The following is an 18281-nucleotide window of genomic DNA, read 5'->3' as shown; positions in this document are numbered from 1 at the left end:
TTCATATAAGTAGATTTATGAAGGATAAATTTCAATAGATTAGTTTATTCAAGGTAGATATATTTAGGATTATTACTTCCCCCGACAGGTATGGTTTCCAAGCCATCCTGTTGGGGGATTTTTTTTGTAAAGGCACAAAAAAATAGGGCCTGTTTCACAACAGACCCTAAACATACTTACTAAAACTAAATTAACCACTAAAAAAACTAATATTATTTAATCCTAGAAAATAAGGTGAATAACACCTTTACTCTAAAAACCTAATCTATGACACGAAATCATCCCGATTTCTTGATTGCAAAGATAGAGCTTTTATATGAAACCGCCAAACTTTTTCCCAACTTTTTTCCTAAGAGTGGGCTTTTTCATCGGGATTTCACATTATTTAATCAATAACTCCCCTACTTCACATTTTAGAACCTATAGCCAACGGTCATCAGCAACTGGTGGCGCTTGTTGTTTACTTCCGTTACAGGCGGAACACAGTCACACTCGCTTGATGTATTATCCACATACGACATAAATGGGTAGAATTCACCTTTCTGCATACTGTACTGGTAAGCCAAGTCGATGAAGAGGTTCTGATAATTGAAACCTATACCACATGTAAAACGATTGGTTGATTTCCAGTTGGTATAATCCGTAGATGTTGCGTAAGCGACACCAGGTGAATAAATAGTCATATCTCGATAACCATTCTCATCGAACATCGCAGAAGCATAATTATAACCCAAACGAAGAGAAAGCATAGAGATAGGCTTATATTCCAAACCCACCTTCAATGTACTTACACCCTTTAGAGTTCTGCGAGTGTTTGCATTCATCTCCTCGTCGCTAGAGCTTGACTCATAATAGCTATCATAGTAAACGTCATAATAGCCACTATCCTTGATGCGATTGTCCATGTGGTCGTACCAAGCATACTCGTACGTAGCACCCAAAGCAAAGTTGTTGCCAATAGTATGACCCAGACTAAAACCAGCTTTCCAAGCTGTATTCAGTCGGAAATCGTAATCAGAAGCAGCAGGCTTGATGTCAGGATACGTCTCCTGAGCATTGGCCTGGGCATAATACAACTTCATGTCGTTGTCATTATGGGTGGTCAAATCATAGAATACAGGAGTGTTGAAATACGCTCCGATACGGAAAGGAGAGTCTTCAACTGGACGGAAGATAACACCTGCCTTCACGTCAAAGCCTGTACCATCTATCTTCACCTGCTCCTTGCTGTCGGCGATTGCTCCATTCTCCAAATTCTCAGAATAGAAAGAGGTGCTGTTGTAGTGAACATCATGCAAGCCGATGGTCAGACCAAGCCACACACGATTGTTAAGGCTACCGCTTACATTGAAATCGTACTCACCAATATAACCATGCTGATACTGACCGTAAAGGAAAAGGTCTGAATTCAGATAGTTCATCTGCGAAGCATCCTCATTAGCACCAAAAGCAGTCAAGTAGCCGTCGTCAACAGAACTCCACAGCACATTCGCCTCATCTTGGCTAAAGTTATTTCCCTTAATCCAAGCATACTTGGCAGCCGCCAATTTGTTTTGAGAGGCAAAACGTTCTTTGCCATTCTCATCATAAGTCTTGAGCGAATTGGCTGCGTTAAGTATCTGTCCGAAATCTGCACTCTTATGATAGTTGAAGGCCAAGTTGATAAAGCTGTTGCCCTTCAACTTCGGGCTCCAAACGATACCTATCTGGTCGAATGTTGGATGCGACTTTTTGCCATTGAAATCAATTCGATTGCCAGACAAGGATGTATAGTTTTCCGCTCCACCCTGAGCAATTACGCCAGCAGAGACAGATACCTGGCTCTTGCGGAAGAGACCTATACCTGCCGGGTTGGTAGAAATCGTAGAGATGTCGGCGCCTAACGCCTCCATGGCACCACCCATACCTAAATAGCGAGCGGTACCCGTAAGCTGGTTTTCAGCCAACTTTGAGTCTTGATAAGTCTCCTGTGCCGTTGCTGACAAACTTGCCATCAGCAAGCTGGCGAAGAGTATATGCTTAAAATTGTTCATAAATCTAAAAAGATAAGCAGAAATGCGTCTCTCTTACACGTTAGCTAAGAGGACGCACCTCAATATTAATTATTATTTCAAAAATACATAACACGTTTAGACTTCACTATCTTCTACCGCCAAAGCCTCCGCCTCCGGAGCGTCCACCACCAAAGCTACCGCCACCAGAACGGCCTCCGCCAAAGCTGCCGCCACCGAAGCCACCAGAACGAGAACCGCCACTAAAACTACCGAAAGATGAATTGGAACGCGTAGAATTGTTGTAGTTCACATTATTATACGTAGTGCGATTGCCAAAACGGCTGGTATTATTGCCACGACGTGAGCCATAGCCTCCGTTAGTGCCTCGGCTCCCCCAGCCAGACTGAGACTTGTTGCCATTAAATGTCCAGTTGCGACGACCGGCATAGCCATTAGGATTTCCACCATAGCTAACATGCCCGATTACCGGACCTCCCCAATACCAAGGATTGTAGTAGCCGCCCCAGCCATAATACCAAGGGGCGTACCAGCCACCATACCAGCCGCAGTAACCATAATACCATGGATCATACCATGGGTCGAACCAAGGATCATACCAGCCGGCATAATAGCCGTAGCGCCAAGGATTGTGCCAGCCCCACATGCGGCTGCGCCAGTAGTAAGGACCGTAACCATAATAATCGTAGAACCATGGATCATAGAATCCGTCCCATCGGCTCATCTCGCGTGTGCGTACGAAATCCTCATCCCTGTCAGCATACTTCTGGGCGAAGTAAGCATCATCATAAATGCTGTCGGGCGCCACACCTTTGCCCACATGGAACTGGATAATGTCGTTGCCCAGGGAATCTTTCCCTACATTCTCATAATGGCTGAAGATTCTGCCGCCTCGATTGTATTCATCAACAGAACGGTCGCTTCCGCTCCAATTCAAGCGATAAATACTATCTCTACGCGCCCGCTGTTCAGCATACTGGCGCTGGAGCAGAGCCCGTCTTTCAGCCTTTTCCTTGGCCTCCTTCTTCGGATTGAAGTAGAGGTCATCGTCCTGTGCCATCGAAGTGAGTGGCATCGCAGCTGCGATAAGGACTGCAAGAAGATACTTTCTTTTCATATTCTGTTCTCCTATTTATTTTTTCCCTTTTTTCTCTTTCCAGATCATCCAGAAAGAGTCCTTTTCTGATTATATAATAATCTGGATGCAAAAATATTGCTTATCTTTATGCAAAAATACAGAATTTCCCTAAATAATTGTAGGTTTTCCCCTATTTTTTTATAATTTTGCAGAAGATTTAAAACAAATCTAGCTTTTTTGAACATTCGAAGGCGTTTTTAGACAAGAAATTAATACAAATTAAATATGAAATATTTAGTAGCAACATTCACTATTGAAACGACTGCCGACTTGATGCAGGCCTCTCAGGATCTGCTTGCCGATGGTGCAGCCGAAGCCGGATTTGAATCTTTTGAAGAAACAGAAAACGGACTGGAAGCGTATGTGCAGAAAGAACTCTTCGACAAGGAGATGCTGGATGCCTATATTGCTGATTTCCCCATCGGGGATACGAAAATTACCTACGAGGTGAAAGATGCAGAAGACAAGGATTGGAACCAGGAATGGGAAGAACAGGGATTCGAACCAATTTATGTGGACAACCAGGTGGTGATTTACGATGCGAAACATCCCGAATTCTATCCCGATACGAGCAACAGACCCGACATGATAGAAATAGGTATTGAGGCGAAACTGGCGTTCGGAACAGGAAACCACGAAACCACACGCATGATCATTTCGCAGCTGCTCCACATGCCTATCAGAACCAAGCGCATCCTGGATTGCGGAACGGGTACGGGAATCCTTGCCCTCACCTGCTCAAAACTCGGAGCGAAAGACGTGGTAGGCTACGATATTGACGAGTGGAGCGTAGAAAATGCCAAGCATAATGCCGTGCTCAACGGCGTAACTAACATGGAAGTACTCTTTGGCAACAGTCAGGTAATCAACCACATCAGCGGCGTTTTCGACCTGGTTCTAGCCAACATCAACCGCAACATTCTGCTCGACGACATGCGCGCTTTCCGTAGCGTGATGAACATCGGCGGAACCCTGGTTCTGAGCGGCTTCTACGAGGAAGATATTCCTGTACTCCTGGAGAAAGCAGAAGATCTGGGAATGCATGAAATAAACAGACAGATTGACAATAATTGGGCCTGCCTTGTTTTAGGTTCATAAAGATTCTTTTCTGATTCTAAACATTCAGAACGAAAAATCTGAAATCAGAAATATCAGATTAAAACATACGAATAAAGGTTGGATTTTCGCATATGGCCAAAAGTCCAACCTTTATTCCATGAATTTCTTCTCATTATTATTGTTTCCTATGCAGAGCTGCTTGAGCTCATAATAACTGCCGTTGTAAATATTGAAATCTACGTAGCCTTTAATGCCCGGCAACTTGCCCACATCCGTATGCTGCCAGAACTTCCATTTGCCCTTATACTGAACCTTGTCAACATAATAGTGGGCTATCCAGTAAGGATAATCTTCGAAGACAGGCGCACTCAGATATTGCTCCTTGAATTTATAATAGGTGTAGATGATAGGTTTAACATGATACTTATCCTCTACAATATGCAGCCAGGTAAGCACATCACGCTGGAAATCCTCCACACTCTTATCTGCCGGCTTATGTTCAATATCCAGTACCGGAGGCAAATCGCCATCCGTAAGATGAACCTGGTCTAGGAAATAATAAGCCTGTTCTCGGGCTGTCGACTTATTGCTCCAGAAATGATAAACACCCCGGATGAAGCCGAAATCGCGAGCCTGATTAAAGTTCTCGCGGAAATTCTCATCGAGCCGTGAAGAACCCTCCGTACTCTTGATGATGACGAAGCGCACAGGACATCCCTTTATCATCGCATTCGTGAGCTGTTCCCAGTCTATCTTGCCCTGATAATGCGAAATGTCGATTCCATGAATCTCATAACCTTCGGGATATTCAGCATCGCCATAAAGCGCACGCCATCGGAAACCAGTTGGACCTACAAAGAAATGATAGAACAGAAAGACATAGAGCACGATAACCGCCGTTCCGCCTATCCACCACGCCCAACGGGGATAGCGTTGCAAAAAAGAAGACGAACGCCTTCTACCACGGGAGCCGCCACGCCGAGGAATTTTCTTTCTCGCCATGGCACTCTTTTTCTGTGAAGAAGCCGTTCGTCTTGTTGACATATAAAAAATATTTATTCTATTTTTTACTTAGCCTGCTCCAACAGGAGAGTCTTTGTGGTCTGGTCGCAAACCTCAGAAGGACCCCAGTACTGGATAGGACCTGGATATACAAAAGCTGTCTCCTTAGCCCACTCATCGCGCTTAGAAGCGAAGAACTTGAATGGAGCGCCATCCAGCTCAACGAGAGCCTTGCGGATAACTGGCTTGTTAGCACCATTTCGACGCTCGATGTTCATCATCATAGTGATTGGCACACCACCTGCAATCCACTCTGCTGCAGGAGCTGTTGTGTTCTTGATGATTGACATGTAACCGGTCTTGCCGTTAGCGATGAGGCGTGAAGCGTTGAAACCGAGTGAGTAGCAGTAGTCTGCATCGTAGTTAGAAGGAGCTGCGCAACGTCCCTCGTAACCGAAGAAGTGGTGCTGTGCAGAGAACTTACCAACAAACTTGCCTTCCTTCTTCCATGCAGCCAACTTCTCAGCTACCATGCGAGAAAGCAACTTCTCTGTCTCGATAAGAGAAACCTGTACGTTTCCGTGAGGGTCGCGGTCGAGGCAAAGCTGGCGAGCTACGTCAGCTGGCAAAGACTCCAATACTGCGAGGTTGTCCTTAGCGATGGCACCCTTAACGAATGCAATCTGCTCCTCAGCATTTGCAAACTCACGGCTCTCGCCTGTTGCAGGGTCTGTAAGAACCTCGTTCAATTCTGCGATGAGCTTCTTGATAGCTGGGATGAACTCGATCAGGCCCTCTGGGATGAGAACAGTACCGAAGTTGTTGCCCTCAGCAGCACGGTTAGCTACTGCAGTTGCAATATAAGTAACAACATCATCGAGTGACATATCCTTAGCCTCTACCTCCTCAGAAATCAAGCAGATGTTTGGCTGAGTCTGGAGAGCGCACTCAAGAGCGATGTGAGATGCTGAACGACCCATCAGCTTGATGAAGTGCCAGTACTTACGTGATGAGTTACAGTCGCGCTCGATGTTACCGATGAGCTCAGAATATGTCTTGCAGGCTGTATCGAAACCGAAAGAAGTCTCAATCTGCTCGTTCTTCAAGTCGCCGTCGATAGTCTTAGGGCAACCGATTACCTGTACGCCATACTTCTTGGCAGCATAGTATTCTGCGAGAACGCAAGCGTTGGTATTTGAGTCGTCACCACCGATGATGACAAGTGCCTTGATGCCGAGTTCACGAAGAATCTCAATACCCTTCTCAAACTGGTCTTCCTTCTCAAGCTTGGTACGTCCGGAACCGATGATGTCGAAACCACCAGTATTGCGGTATTCGTCCATGATTTCAGAAGTAATCTCCATGTACTTATGGTCAACGAGACCACCAGGACCGAGGATGAAACCATAGAGCTTGTTAGCTGGGTTGAGAGACTTCACACCGTCGAAGAGACCAGAAATCACGTTGTGACCGCCAGGAGCCTGACCACCAGAGAGGATAACACCTACGTTGAAAGCAGGAAGTTCCTTAGCCTCACCTGCCTCGAATGTAATAACAGGCATTCCATAAGTGTTAGGGAACAACGCCTTGATTTCATCCTGATTACCTACTGACTGTGTTGCTGCACCTTCAACTGCCTTTACTGGGCCCTGGAGAGCCTTAGGCAATTTTGGCTGATAAGCAGCTCTTGCAATCTGCAATGCACTTTTTTCCATAATTCGTTTATATTTTAATTAGTTGAAACTTCAAAAACATCTGCAAAAATAACTCTTTTCTGCGAGATACGGAAAGAAAAATGCTAAAAATGCGTTAATAGATACATTTTTTCCCAAAAAATGATGTTATTTCAAAGAAAATGATTATCTTTGAGCGATATTTTTAATTATTCATTAATTAGGAGAAAAGAATTATGGCTAATAAAAGAGATTTAAAGCGCACGATCAACTACATTACAAGCGAACTTTTCGCCGAGACAGTAGCTGCATCTTTGTATAATGGTAAGCCTTCACAGGAAAATGTGGATGGCATTCTTTCAGCTATCGTCATGATCAACGGCGATTACATCAGCCGCGTGTCTCACCCGGAACCGGGAATCAAGAAGGGTGAATATTATAAAAAGCTTATAAGCGACTTCAACAAGCAGGTGAGCGAAATCATCGACCAGATTTCAAACCTGGTATAATCCTTTCATCATCAGAATCAGAATATACACCTATTTATTTATATGGTAAAAGGAATTTGTCAATGGATATTGTATAAGCTCTTGGGATATAAGAAAATCATCACCCAGGAGCTTCCTGAAAAGTATATTATCTGCATGGCTCCGCACACCAGCAACTGGGATCTGATACTGGGCCAGCTCTTTGCCCATGCTGAGGGAATCAAATGTAATTTCCTTATGAAAAAGGAATGGTTCTTCTGGCCGCTAGGTCCTATCTTCAGAAAGATGGGAGGTATTCCTGTGTGGAGAAGCAAACATACCAGCATGACGGATAATCTGGCTGCAGAAGCGGATAAGCGGAAGGCTTTCGGACTGTGCATTACGCCCGAAGGTACCCGCTCGCTCAACCCAGAATGGAAAAAGGGATTCTATTTCATAGCCCTCAAGGCGCATCTGCCTATCCATCTCTATGGGCTTGACTATGAGAAGAAGGTCATCCAATGCACCAGGCAGATTATCCCGTCAGGAGATGTTGACAAAGACATGCGTGAAATCAAGTTGTACTTCAAGGATTTCAAAGGAAAGAAACCGGAGAAGTTCACAATCGGAAATATTGATTAAACGTTAGAAGATAACGGTTTAGTCAGCTATTAAAGAAGGAGTAATCGTATAGTGAAACACCAAAACATAACATATTGTTTGATAAGCAGTTTGCTGTTAGCCGCTGGAGCTTCGCTTCAGGCTAACGGCAAATCGTTTTTTCCTATCTACGACGAGGCTAACAGCGGCGCATGGCAAGGCATAGATTATGATGGCGACCCATGGGTGTTTAATGTTTCCCGCCCTTATTTCGTTACGGCAGGACTACAGAACAGGCACCTTTCGCTATGGGCCTCGCACGGACGGTATTATTATGCCGACAGAGATGTATGGAAATGGCAACGCCCTAACCTGTTTTGCACAAACGAAGATCTCTTTACCCAAACCATCGTAGTGCCCTACCTCATCCCGATGCTCCAGAATGCGGGAGCCATCGTCTTCACACCCCGCGAAAGAGACTGGCAGAGGAACGAAATCGTCATCGATAATGATGATGCTGTCAAGTCGGTTTATTATTTCGAAAAGGAGGCGAGCAAGCGATGGAAAAAATGCGATTCGCTCGGTTTTGCCAACCGCTACCGACTGAAAGATGGGGAAAATCCGTTCCGCATGGGAACCGTGAGACAGGCGAAGGCTACCAAGCGGAAGAAAACCAGCCAGGTAAGCTACCAGCCCCGTTTTAAGGAAGCCGGCAAATACGCAGTCTACGTAAGCTACCAGTCGCTCCCCAAGAGCGTGAGCGATGCAAGATACATCGTTTATCACAAGGGCGAAGCTACAGAGTTTTCCGTTAACCAGCGCATGGGCGGAGGCACCTGGGTTTACCTGGGCACCTTCGATTTCGACAAGGGCTGCAACGAGTTCAACCGCGTGGTCTGCACCAACAAGGCTTCACACCGTGGAGTAGTAACTACAGATGCTGTCCGCTTTGGCGGCGGCATGGGAAACATAGAGCGTGGCGGTTACACCAGCGGATTGCCCCGTTGCCTGGAAGGAGCCAGATACTACGCCCAATGGGCTGGTGCTCCCTATAAGGTTTATGGAGGCAGAAAGGGAGAAAATGATTACGCCGACGACATCAACACCCGTTCGCTGATGACCAATTGGCTGGGCGGCGGTTCGGTTTACATGCCTGCCAGAAAGGGCAAGCACGTGCCTATAGAACTCTCGCTGGCACTTCATAGTGATGCGGGTTACAATAAGGACGGAAAAACTACCTTTGGAGCCCTTGCTATCTGCACCACAGATTATAACGACGGAATACTGAACAGCGGAATCTCCAGATTCACATCCAAGGATTTCGCCAGGGCTTTGCGCGATAATCTCGTTACGGATCTCACGGCTCAGTTCGGAGAATTCGGCAAACGCTACCTATGGGACAGAAACTATTCTGAAACCCGTCTGCCGGAAGTTCCGTCAGCTATTATCGAAATGCTTTCGCATCAGAATTTCCCTGACATGAGAATTGCTCAGGATCCGCTCGGAAAGTTCTATATCGCACGCTCCATCTACAAAACTATCCTGCGCTTCGTAAACAGCAATCATGGAACCCGATACGTGGTCCAGCCGCTGGCTCCGCAGAACTTCAGCGTTACGCAGAACCAAGGTGTTGCCCTACTCTCATGGACTGCCCAGCTGGACAAGACGGAACCATCTGCCCGCCCTACTTCTTACATTATTTATAAGGCTGAGGGACAAGGCGGTTTTGACAACGGAACCATCGTGAACACCACCCGCTGCCAGATGCAGCTGAAACCGGGCAAGCTTTACCATTTTAAGGTGGCTGCGGTTAATGCAGGAGGAGAAAGTTTCACCACCGAAACCCTCTCTGTGCTCTATAATCCTGCTGCCAGCAAGTCTGTGCTCATCGTAAACAATTTCCATCGCCTTGCCTCTCCGCAGGTCGTGGATGATGAGGAAAAGCAGGGATTCGACCTCAATCAGGATCCGGGCGTAAGCTACGGACTGACGGCGGGATGGAGCGGCAAGCAGCAGGTATTCGACAGAAGCAGAATGGGCAACGAAACCAGTTTCGGACTCGGTTTCAGCGGCAACGAAATGATTGGCAAGTTTGTGGCAGGCAACGACTTCAACTACGTTCAGGCGCATGCTACAAGTATTGCGGCTTCGGGCAAATATAATATTTCCAGCTGTTCGAGCGAAGTCATCGCCAGCGGCAGGGTTCAGATGAAGAACTATCAGGCAGTTGACCTCATCAACGGACTGGAGCGCCATGACGGCTATACTCACGCCTACTTCAAGTCGTTCACGCCTGCCCTGCAGAACAGCATCAGGCAATACGCCAGCCAAGGCGGCAGAATCCTGATAAGCGGTTCTTACACCGGAAGCGACATGCAGACTGAAGAGGAACAGGCGTTCCTGAGCGATATTCTGAAACTCAGCTATGAGCCTACAGGTTCTACGGCCATCACCAGGGACATCAATCCCGAAGATTCAACCGTAACAGAACGAGACAGTATTGTCTACACTTCGCCTAACGTCAAGGGTTTAGGTCTGCAGTTCAGCTATTATAACGAGCTGAATGCCCAGCATTATGCGGCAACCCATCCCGAGATATTGAAACCGGTTGGCAATTACGCCTTCACGGCGATGCAATACGATACGGGAACGAGTGCGGCAGTTGCCTACAAGAGCACTACTTACCGCAGCTTCGTCATGGGATTCCCGCTGGAATGCATCATCGACGAAAGAACCCGCACCAGCGTGTTGCTCGGCATTCTCAAATTTCTGACAGATTAAATTAAAAGTAAAACAGATAAAAAAATTTAAGCTTATGTATAAGATTCAAGCCAACCAGTCTGGCACTCGCTCTATCGAAGTGAGCGACCAGCATTTAGAGACCATCGAAAAGTATCAGTTACTCCGCAACCTCGTAGACAGCAACGGCATTGTCGACGAGGAAGTGCTCGATAAACTGAAACTTAATGTGCGTTCACTCCTCGAGAGCAGCGACATCAAGGATAAGGAGTTGCTCGATCTCTGTCTCGACGTCATCTACAATCAGAACATGAAGGCGCTCGGTCTTCACAACCTCGTTCTGCTCTACGTAGACTGGAAAGACAAGAAGCAGGCTGAGGCTGCAGCAGATGCAGAACCAGACGCAGTAAATGATTAAAAAATATTGAATGGATTATAAGTTAACAGATTTCTTACCTACCACCAAGAAAGAATGCGAGTTGCGCGGATGGGACGAACTCGACGTCATCCTCTTTTCAGGAGATGCTTACGTTGACCACCCATCCTTCGGCCCTGCCATCCTCGGACGAATACTGGAAGCCAACGGCTATCGGGTAGCCATCGTTCCCCAGCCCGACTGGCACGGCGATTTCCGAGACTTCAAGAAACTCGGTCGCCCTCGCCTCTTCTTTGGTGTTTCTCCGGGTGCCATGGACTCGATGGTGAACCGCTACACGGCCAACCGCCGCATGCGTAGCGAGGACGCTTTCAGTCCTGACTCCCGCCACGACATGCGCCCCGACTATCCTTCTATCGTCTATACGCAGATACTGAAGAAACTCTTTCCCGACGTACCTGTAGCACTAGGCGGTATTGAGGCTTCGTTGCGCCGCATCAGCCACTACGACTATTGGAAAGACGAGCTCCGCAAGTGCATTCTCTGCGATTCGGGCGCCGACCTCATTCTCTACGGAATGGGCGAACGTTCTATCGTAGAACTGGCCAATGCCTTTGCAGAAGGCAAGACGCTTAGCCAAATCCACGAAATGCCGCAGGTGGTTTTCTACTGCAAGGAAAGTGAGATTCCGGGCGGTTTCAAGGACGATGACATCATCCTCCACAGCCACGAAGAATGTCTTCACAACAAGAAGGGACAGGCTGAGAACGTGCGCCATCTGGAGGAAGAAGCCAACAAGATGCATGCTCAGCGCATGATTCAGGAAGTTGACGGCAAATATGTAGTGGTGAATCCGCCTTTCCCGCTGATGACTACCGCGGAGCTGGATGCGGCTTTCGACCTGCCTTATACGCGTTTGCCTCATCCTAAATACAAGGGCAAGACCATTCCTGCCTACGAGATGATCAAGTTCTCCGTGAACCTTCATCGTGGCTGTTTCGGCGGCTGTTCTTTCTGCACCATTTCTGCCCATCAGGGTAAATTCGTGGTTTGCCGCAGCAAGGAGAGCATTCTGAAGGAGGTGAAGAAAATCATCCAAATGCCTGATTTCAAGGGCTATCTGAGCGATTTGGGCGGTCCTTCTGCCAACATGTACGGAATGCACGGCAAGAATCAGAAAGCCTGCGAAGTGTGCAAGCGCCCATCGTGTGTAAACCCTCAGATTTGTCCGAACCTCAATACCGACCACAGCAAGCTTCTGGAGATTTATCATGCTGTAGATGCTTTGCCGGGAATCAAGAAGAGTTTCATTGGTAGTGGTGTGCGTTACGACCTTCTGCTGCATAAGAGCAAGGACGAAAAGGTGAATCAGGCGGCTAGAGAATACACGCGCGAACTGATTACCAAGCACGTGAGCGGCCGACTGAAGGTGGCTCCCGAACATACGAGTCCGGAGGTCTTGAAGTTCATGCGCAAGCCATCGTTCGACCTCTTCTACGAGTTCAAGCGCATCTTCGACAAGATCAACAAGGAAGAAGGTCTGAACCAGCAGATCATTCCTTACTTCATCAGTTCGCATCCGGGCTGTCATGAAGAAGACATGGCCGAACTTGCCGTCATTACGAAGGGACTGGATTTCCATCTGGAGCAGGTGCAGGATTTCACCCCTACTCCTATGACCATTTCTACCGAGACCTGGTACACGGGGTACGATCCTTACACCCTGGAGCCGGTCTCCAGCGCCAAGACTCAGAAAGAGAAGCTTGCCCAGCGCATGTTCTTCTTCTGGTACAAGCCTGAAGAGCGCCGTGCCATCGAGAGTGAACTTCGCCGGATAGGCAGAGCCGACCTCATCGACAAACTCTACGACAGGAAGAGCATGGGTGGCAGTTTCAAGGGTAAGAAGACGCATTATGACGATAAGGCGATTGGTTCTACATACGATAATCCTGGTGTAGGAAAAGGTGCTAAGGGCAAGCGTGGAACTGGCAGAAATGCGTCTGACCGCTATGCACCAAAGGGTTTCGGAAATGTAGGTTGCTATGATGAAGATAAATATCTGAACGAAGGCCGCCCATTAAGCGGAGGTGCCGGCTTCTTCAAGAATAAGAAGAAAAAGAGCTTCAACCCTAATTTCGACAACGACAACCACAGTCGCAAGAACCGCTACAACAGCGGGGATAAGAACGAACGCGGCGGCCGTGGAAATCAAGGAAGAAATGAAGGTAGAGGCAGAAGAAGATAAATGTCAGCAATACGCCCTGAAAGGGCAAAAGCTCCTAGCCCAGGGCAACACCCTGGGTTTAGAATGTGAGATACTAAAGTCGCCCTGTAAGGGCAAAAGCTTTAAATATATGAAGCTTTTGCCCTTACAGGGCGACTTGGTTGTTAATATATATGACCCAGGGCGCTGCCCTGGGCTAGGGGCTTCTGCCCTTTCAGGGCTTGCTGCTTAAATGCTAATATTGTCTCAAAGCACCGAGTAATTCAGCATTCTCGCTCTTGTTTCCGATAGTAATTCTCAGACAGTTGCCGCACAACTGAACCTTGTTGCGGTTTCTTACGATAATGCCTTGTGCCACCAGATAATTATAGATGGCGTTGGCGTCGGTCATTTTAGCCAGGAAGAAATTTGCATCAGTAGGATAAACCTTCTCGCAGATAGGCAGATCCAGGAATGCAGCCATTACCTTAGAACGCTCCTGTAGGATGTTCTTCACCCATTCGTCAACCTTCAGCGGATTCTTCATCACTTCCAGCGCATGCTCCTGAGTAAGCAGATTGACGTTATAAGGATATTTCACCTTATTGAATATGTCAACAATCTTCTTGCTCGCAAAAGCCATTCCCAAACGGAGGGCTGCACAGCCCCACGCCTTACTCATGGTGTTGAGCACAATCATGTTAGGAAATCTGTCGAGCACGCTGCGGAATGTGCGCTCCGGAGAGAAATCGCTGTAGGCTTCGTCGATGATGACAATACCCTGGAATTTCTGCAACACCTCTACGATTGCCTCGCGGTTGATGTGATTGCCCGTAGGATTGTTCGGACTGCAGATCCAGATAACCTTTGTCTGTTCATCGCAGGCTGCCAGCAGTTTTTCTGCAGAAATCTGATAATTTTCATCAAGCAATACAGAACGATACTCCACATCGTTGATGTCTGCACAAACTTCATACATTCCATAAGTAGGTGCAATCGCTACTACATTATCCTTGCCCGGGCGGCAGAATACACGGTAAACCAAATCGATGGCCTCGTCGGAACCGTTGCCCAGGAAGATTTTCTCTTCAGCCACACCCTTAATCTTGCTGATCTGCTTCTTCAGTTCAACCTGCAGCGGATCAGGATAGCGATTGTAAGGGTCATTATATGGATTTTCGTTGGCGTCGAGGAAGACGCGGGCATTTCTGCCTGCAAACTCCGTACGGGCGCAACTGTAAGGTGCCAGATTCCAGATGTTCTCTCGGCACAAATCTTTCAATTCTTTCATTATTCTTTCAAAAGCTATTAAGAAGTATCTTTACAACTTCCTGTTTCACCCTATTGTTTCAAACTGTTCACTCTCAGTCTCATCGCATTGGCATGAGCTTCCAATTGCTCATTTTCCGCCATGGTCACTACAGCATTTCCAATGTTACGAATACCTTCTTCTGTAAGATGCTGGAAGGTGATTTTGCGATTATAACTGTCCAGGTTCACTCCGTTGTAAGCCAAAGCATAACCATGGGTTGGCAAGGTATGATTCGTACCGCTTGCATAGTCGCCTGCACTTTCGCACGCATAGTTTCCGAGGAATACACTACCTGCATTCACAACTTTTTCTGCCAGCTGCTCATAATCGGCTGTGGCGATAATCAGATGCTCCGGTGCATAAGTATTGCAGAGGTCGATTGCCTCCTCTTCGGTCTTAACGAGGATAAACTTAGAGTTGTCTAACGAGGTCTGTGCCATCTCCTTACGTGGTAAACGTTCAAGTTGTGCTTCAACTTCATTCTTTACATCATCCAACACTTTTTCAGATGTAGTAATGAAGAAAACCTGAGAATCGAAACCATGTTCAGCCTGCGACAACAGGTCGGCAGCAGCAAACACAGGGTTGGCTGTTTCGTCAGCAATAAGACAAACTTCAGACGGACCGGCAGGCATGTCTATAGCCACATCGTGCAGGGAAACCTGCTGCTTGGCAGCCATGACAAACTGGTTGCCCGGACCGAAAATCTTATAAACCTTAGGCACGCTCTCCGTACCGTAAGCCATGGCTCCGATAGCCTGAACGCCACCCGCCTTAAAGATCTTGCTTACGCCCGCAATCTTTGCCGCCATGAGGATAGCCGGGTTCACCTTGCCCTCTTTATTTGGAGGAGTACACAGTACTATTTCTTTACATCCCGCAATCTTGGCAGGAGTAGCCAGCATCAGAACGGTGCTAAAGAGAGGAGCAGTACCTCCCGGGATATACAATCCCACCTTCTCTATAGCCACACTCTTCTGCCAGCAGGTTACACCAGGGCAAGTTTCAACCTTTACACCATCAAACTTCTGGCTATGATGGAATGCGGCAATGTTATGATGGGCGAGGTGCAAAGCGTCTTTCAGTTCTTGAGAAACCGTTTTCTCAGCCTCTTCGATTTCAGCTTCAGTCACAGCCAAAGAATCGAGATGGGCATGATCAAACTTCTCCTCGTAACGCTTCACGGCTTCGTCGCCATGGTTTTTCACATCGTCGAGTACACCTTGTACGGTCGCATTCAGCTGCGAAACATCCAGGTGTGGGCGTTTTACAATCTCGCTCCATTCCTCCTTTGCAGGATACTTTATTACCTTCATTCCTATTATTAATTTTTAATTATTAATGTTTAATGTTTGGTTTTTAACGCATAATGTCTCTAAATAAACATTACACATTAAACACTACACATTATTATAATATCATCTTTTCGATTGGTGTTACCAGGATGCCCTGTGCACCGAGTTCCTTCAACTTGCCTATGATTTCCCAGAAACGCTTCTCATCGAGCACGGTGTGGATAGAGCACCATTCCTCATCAGCCAATGGGATAATCGTAGGACTCTTGATGCCTGGCAATACTTCTGTAATCTCCTGAATCTTTTCCTTAGGAGCATTCATCATCACGTACTTCTTGTCCTGTGCAGAACGTACAGCCTCGAAGCGGAACAGCATTTCGTTCAGAATCTCATGCTTCTCCTCGTCCATGTTCCAGTTTCCGATGAGCAGAGCCTCGCTCTTCATCACCACCTCAACCTCAGCAAGATTGTTGCTGACCAGAGTAGAACCAGAACTTACAATATCGAAAATACCGTCAGCCAAACCGATGCCCGGACTGATTTCTACAGAACCCGTAATGACATGGATGTCGGCATTGATATTGTTCTTCTTCATAAACTTGCGCAGGATGTTAGGGTAAGAAGTAGCAATCTTCTTGCCGTTGAACCATTGCAATCCCGGATAATCAATCTTCTTAGGAATTGCGAGACTCAGGCGGCACTTGCTGAAACCCAGACGGTCGATAATCTGCGCATTCTCTCCACGCTCTACAAACTCGTTCTCGCCCACGATTCCGATATCTGCCACACCAGAGGCTACGCTCTGAGGAATATCATCATCACGAAGGTAGAGAACCTCGAGAGGAAAGTTGCTTGACTGCACCAGGAGGGTGCGTTTAGAGGCGCTTACTTTGATGTCAGCCTCTGATAAAAGATTCATGGTGTCGTCGAAAAGACGACCCTTACTTTGTACTGCTATTCGTAACATATTTCTATATTTTGTTTGAAAAACATTGCAAAAGTACATATTTTTATTAGAATAAACAAATAATTTCTCACTTATGTGCAAAATATTTCGTACTTTTGCAGCTGAAATGAAGAATAAAGGATATTTATACGCATTATATGCACTATTTTTGCTCGCTGCCTGTGCCGACAAGAAACCGCAGCAGGAGCTTACGCCATGGGGAACTCCCGTAGGCGAAATGGAGTATGCTGACAACTCTGATGGGGCTGATGGCGATGAAAAGAAACCTGCTTCAACCAGCAAGGGGCTTTCGCTCGAAGATATTCAGGCCAATGGTGAGCTCATCATGCTTACCGTTAACGGCCCTACTACCTATTATGATTACCACAGCCACGGAATGGGACTGCAATATCTGCTCTGCGAGAAGTTTGCCCAGCAGATCGGCGTGTCGTTACGCGTAGAAGAATGTAAGGATACGGCTGAAATGGTGCGCAAACTGGAGAAGGGAGAAGGTGATGTGATTGCCGTGCCCCTACCCCGAAAACAGACCAGAGGCAACCTGCTGTTCTGTGGTGTTACGCCCGACAGCACCCGCACCCAATGGGCTGTGCTGAACGGTAACAAGAGTCTTGCCGACACCCTGAACGGCTGGTTTAAGCCTAAGCTGATTGCTCAGGTCAAGCAGGAAGAATCGTGGCTGCTTTCTTCTGCCAGCGTGCGCCGCCACGTTTATTCACCATTCCTGAACCGTTCTAAGGGTGTTATTTCCCGCTACGACCACCTCTTCCAGCGCTATAGCGGAACGGCTCGCATGGACTGGCGTCTGATGGCTGCCCAATGTTATCAGGAGAGCTGTTTCGACCCGAATGCGAAGTCATGGGCTGGAGCTTGCGGACTGATGCAGATTATGCCAGGCACGGCTTCCCATCTGGGTTTGCCGATGAGCATGATTCATGAACCTGAGGCGAATGTGGCTGCGGCAGCCAGATATATGGCGGAACTGCAGGGGCATTTCTCTGACGTAGGCGACCCTTTCCAGCGCATGCTTTTCGCCCTTGCTTCTTATAATGGTGGCTATTTCCACATCAGAGATGCGATGGCGCTGGCTCGCAAACATGGTCAGAATCCGTACAATTGGGGCGTAATTCGCGATTATATTCTGCGCCTTTCTCAACCGGCTTATTACACAGATCCGGTAGTGAAATATGGTTATATGCGAGGCACGGAAACGGTTAATTATGTAGATAGAATCAGAGCCCGCTGGGGCGAATATAGCGGTGGTTCAGGCTTCCATGAGAGTTTTCGTGGCAGCGGTATGGGCAGCGGTTCCTTCCATGGAGCCCCTGTTAAATCCAAGCGCCACTACCAGAATAAGTACCATATATAATATAAAATAGGTACTGAAAATGATGAGGAACTTGAAATTTTCCCAACGATTATAGAAAAGGGAAATGCCTAT

The 18281-nt window shown here is 47.1% G+C and carries 14 protein-coding genes; 7 read left to right on the top strand and 7 right to left on the bottom strand.

The window, feature by feature from the left end:
• Nucleotides 1-413: 413 nt before the first annotated feature.
• Both NQ544_RS04240 and NQ544_RS04235 read right to left on the bottom strand, forming a co-directional pair.
• The gene (locus NQ544_RS04240) at nt 414-2033 is read right to left on the bottom strand and encodes an OmpP1/FadL family transporter (protein ID WP_006846625.1); all 1620 of its coding nucleotides are present in this window, start codon (nt 2031-2033) and stop codon (nt 414-416) included.
• A 106-nt stretch (nt 2034-2139) separates the two neighbouring features.
• Entirely contained in the window at nt 2140-3129 is a 990-nt protein-coding gene (locus tag NQ544_RS04235; protein ID WP_040552587.1) for a hypothetical protein, read from the bottom strand.
• Between the two features lie 246 nt (nt 3130-3375).
• Between NQ544_RS04235 and prmA the strand changes: the two genes are divergently transcribed.
• Complete coding sequence (prmA, locus tag NQ544_RS04230; RefSeq protein ID WP_006846628.1) at nt 3376-4248, top strand: 50S ribosomal protein L11 methyltransferase; 873 nt, start codon at nt 3376-3378, stop codon at nt 4246-4248.
• 111 nt (nt 4249-4359) lie between these two features.
• On the opposite strand, the gene NQ544_RS04225 is transcribed toward prmA, so the two are convergent.
• Nucleotides 4360-5211 carry a glycoside hydrolase family 25 protein gene (locus NQ544_RS04225; protein ID WP_006846629.1) on the bottom strand — a complete coding sequence of 284 codons (852 nt, stop codon included), beginning with the start codon at nt 5209-5211 and terminating at the stop codon, nt 4360-4362.
• Between the two features lie 65 nt (nt 5212-5276).
• Nucleotides 5277-6926 carry a diphosphate--fructose-6-phosphate 1-phosphotransferase gene (locus NQ544_RS04220; protein ID WP_006846630.1) on the bottom strand — a complete coding sequence of 550 codons (1650 nt, stop codon included), beginning with the start codon at nt 6924-6926 and terminating at the stop codon, nt 5277-5279.
• 194 nt (nt 6927-7120) lie between these two features.
• Between NQ544_RS04220 and NQ544_RS04215 the strand changes: the two genes are divergently transcribed.
• From NQ544_RS04215 to NQ544_RS04195, 5 genes are all read left to right on the top strand, one after another.
• The gene (locus NQ544_RS04215) at nt 7121-7393 is read left to right on the top strand and encodes a hypothetical protein (protein ID WP_006846631.1); all 273 of its coding nucleotides are present in this window, start codon (nt 7121-7123) and stop codon (nt 7391-7393) included.
• Nucleotides 7394-7435: 42 nt separating this feature from the next.
• Nucleotides 7436-7993 carry a 1-acyl-sn-glycerol-3-phosphate acyltransferase gene (locus NQ544_RS04210; RefSeq protein WP_006846632.1) on the top strand — a complete coding sequence of 186 codons (558 nt, stop codon included), beginning with the start codon at nt 7436-7438 and terminating at the stop codon, nt 7991-7993.
• A 90-nt stretch (nt 7994-8083) separates the two neighbouring features.
• A complete protein-coding gene (locus tag NQ544_RS04205; RefSeq protein ID WP_006846633.1) occupies nt 8084-10732 on the top strand; it encodes a golvesin C-terminal-like domain-containing protein in 2649 nt (882 codons plus the stop codon).
• Between the two features lie 34 nt (nt 10733-10766).
• Complete coding sequence (locus tag NQ544_RS04200) at nt 10767-11108, top strand: DUF8442 family protein (protein ID WP_006846634.1); 342 nt, start codon at nt 10767-10769, stop codon at nt 11106-11108.
• A gap of 10 nt (nt 11109-11118) precedes the next feature.
• Nucleotides 11119-13311, top strand: coding sequence for a YgiQ family radical SAM protein (locus tag NQ544_RS04195; protein WP_006846635.1), 2193 nt, complete (start codon nt 11119-11121; stop codon nt 13309-13311).
• 214 nt (nt 13312-13525) lie between these two features.
• Here the strand turns inward: NQ544_RS04195 and hisC are convergent, their stop codons facing one another.
• The 3 genes from hisC to hisG all read right to left on the bottom strand — a co-directional run bounded on the left by hisC (nt 13526) and on the right by hisG (nt 16843).
• Entirely contained in the window at nt 13526-14560 is a 1035-nt protein-coding gene (hisC, locus tag NQ544_RS04190) for a histidinol-phosphate transaminase (protein WP_006846637.1), read from the bottom strand.
• Between the two features lie 50 nt (nt 14561-14610).
• Entirely contained in the window at nt 14611-15897 is a 1287-nt protein-coding gene (gene hisD / locus NQ544_RS04185; protein ID WP_006846638.1) for a histidinol dehydrogenase, read from the bottom strand.
• 94 nt (nt 15898-15991) lie between these two features.
• A complete protein-coding gene (hisG, locus tag NQ544_RS04180; RefSeq protein WP_040552594.1) occupies nt 15992-16843 on the bottom strand; it encodes an ATP phosphoribosyltransferase in 852 nt (283 codons plus the stop codon).
• A 106-nt stretch (nt 16844-16949) separates the two neighbouring features.
• On the opposite strand from hisG, the gene NQ544_RS04175 reads away from it, so the two are divergent.
• Entirely contained in the window at nt 16950-18209 is a 1260-nt protein-coding gene (locus NQ544_RS04175; protein ID WP_040552597.1) for an MltF family protein, read from the top strand.
• Nucleotides 18210-18281: the final 72 nt, after the last annotated feature.

Source organism: Segatella copri DSM 18205, assembly GCF_025151535.1.
Taxonomy (GTDB): Bacteria; Bacteroidota; Bacteroidia; order Bacteroidales; family Bacteroidaceae; genus Prevotella; species Prevotella copri.
Note: the sequence above shows the minus strand (reverse complement) of the source record. Positions and strands in the feature narration are given on the sequence as shown.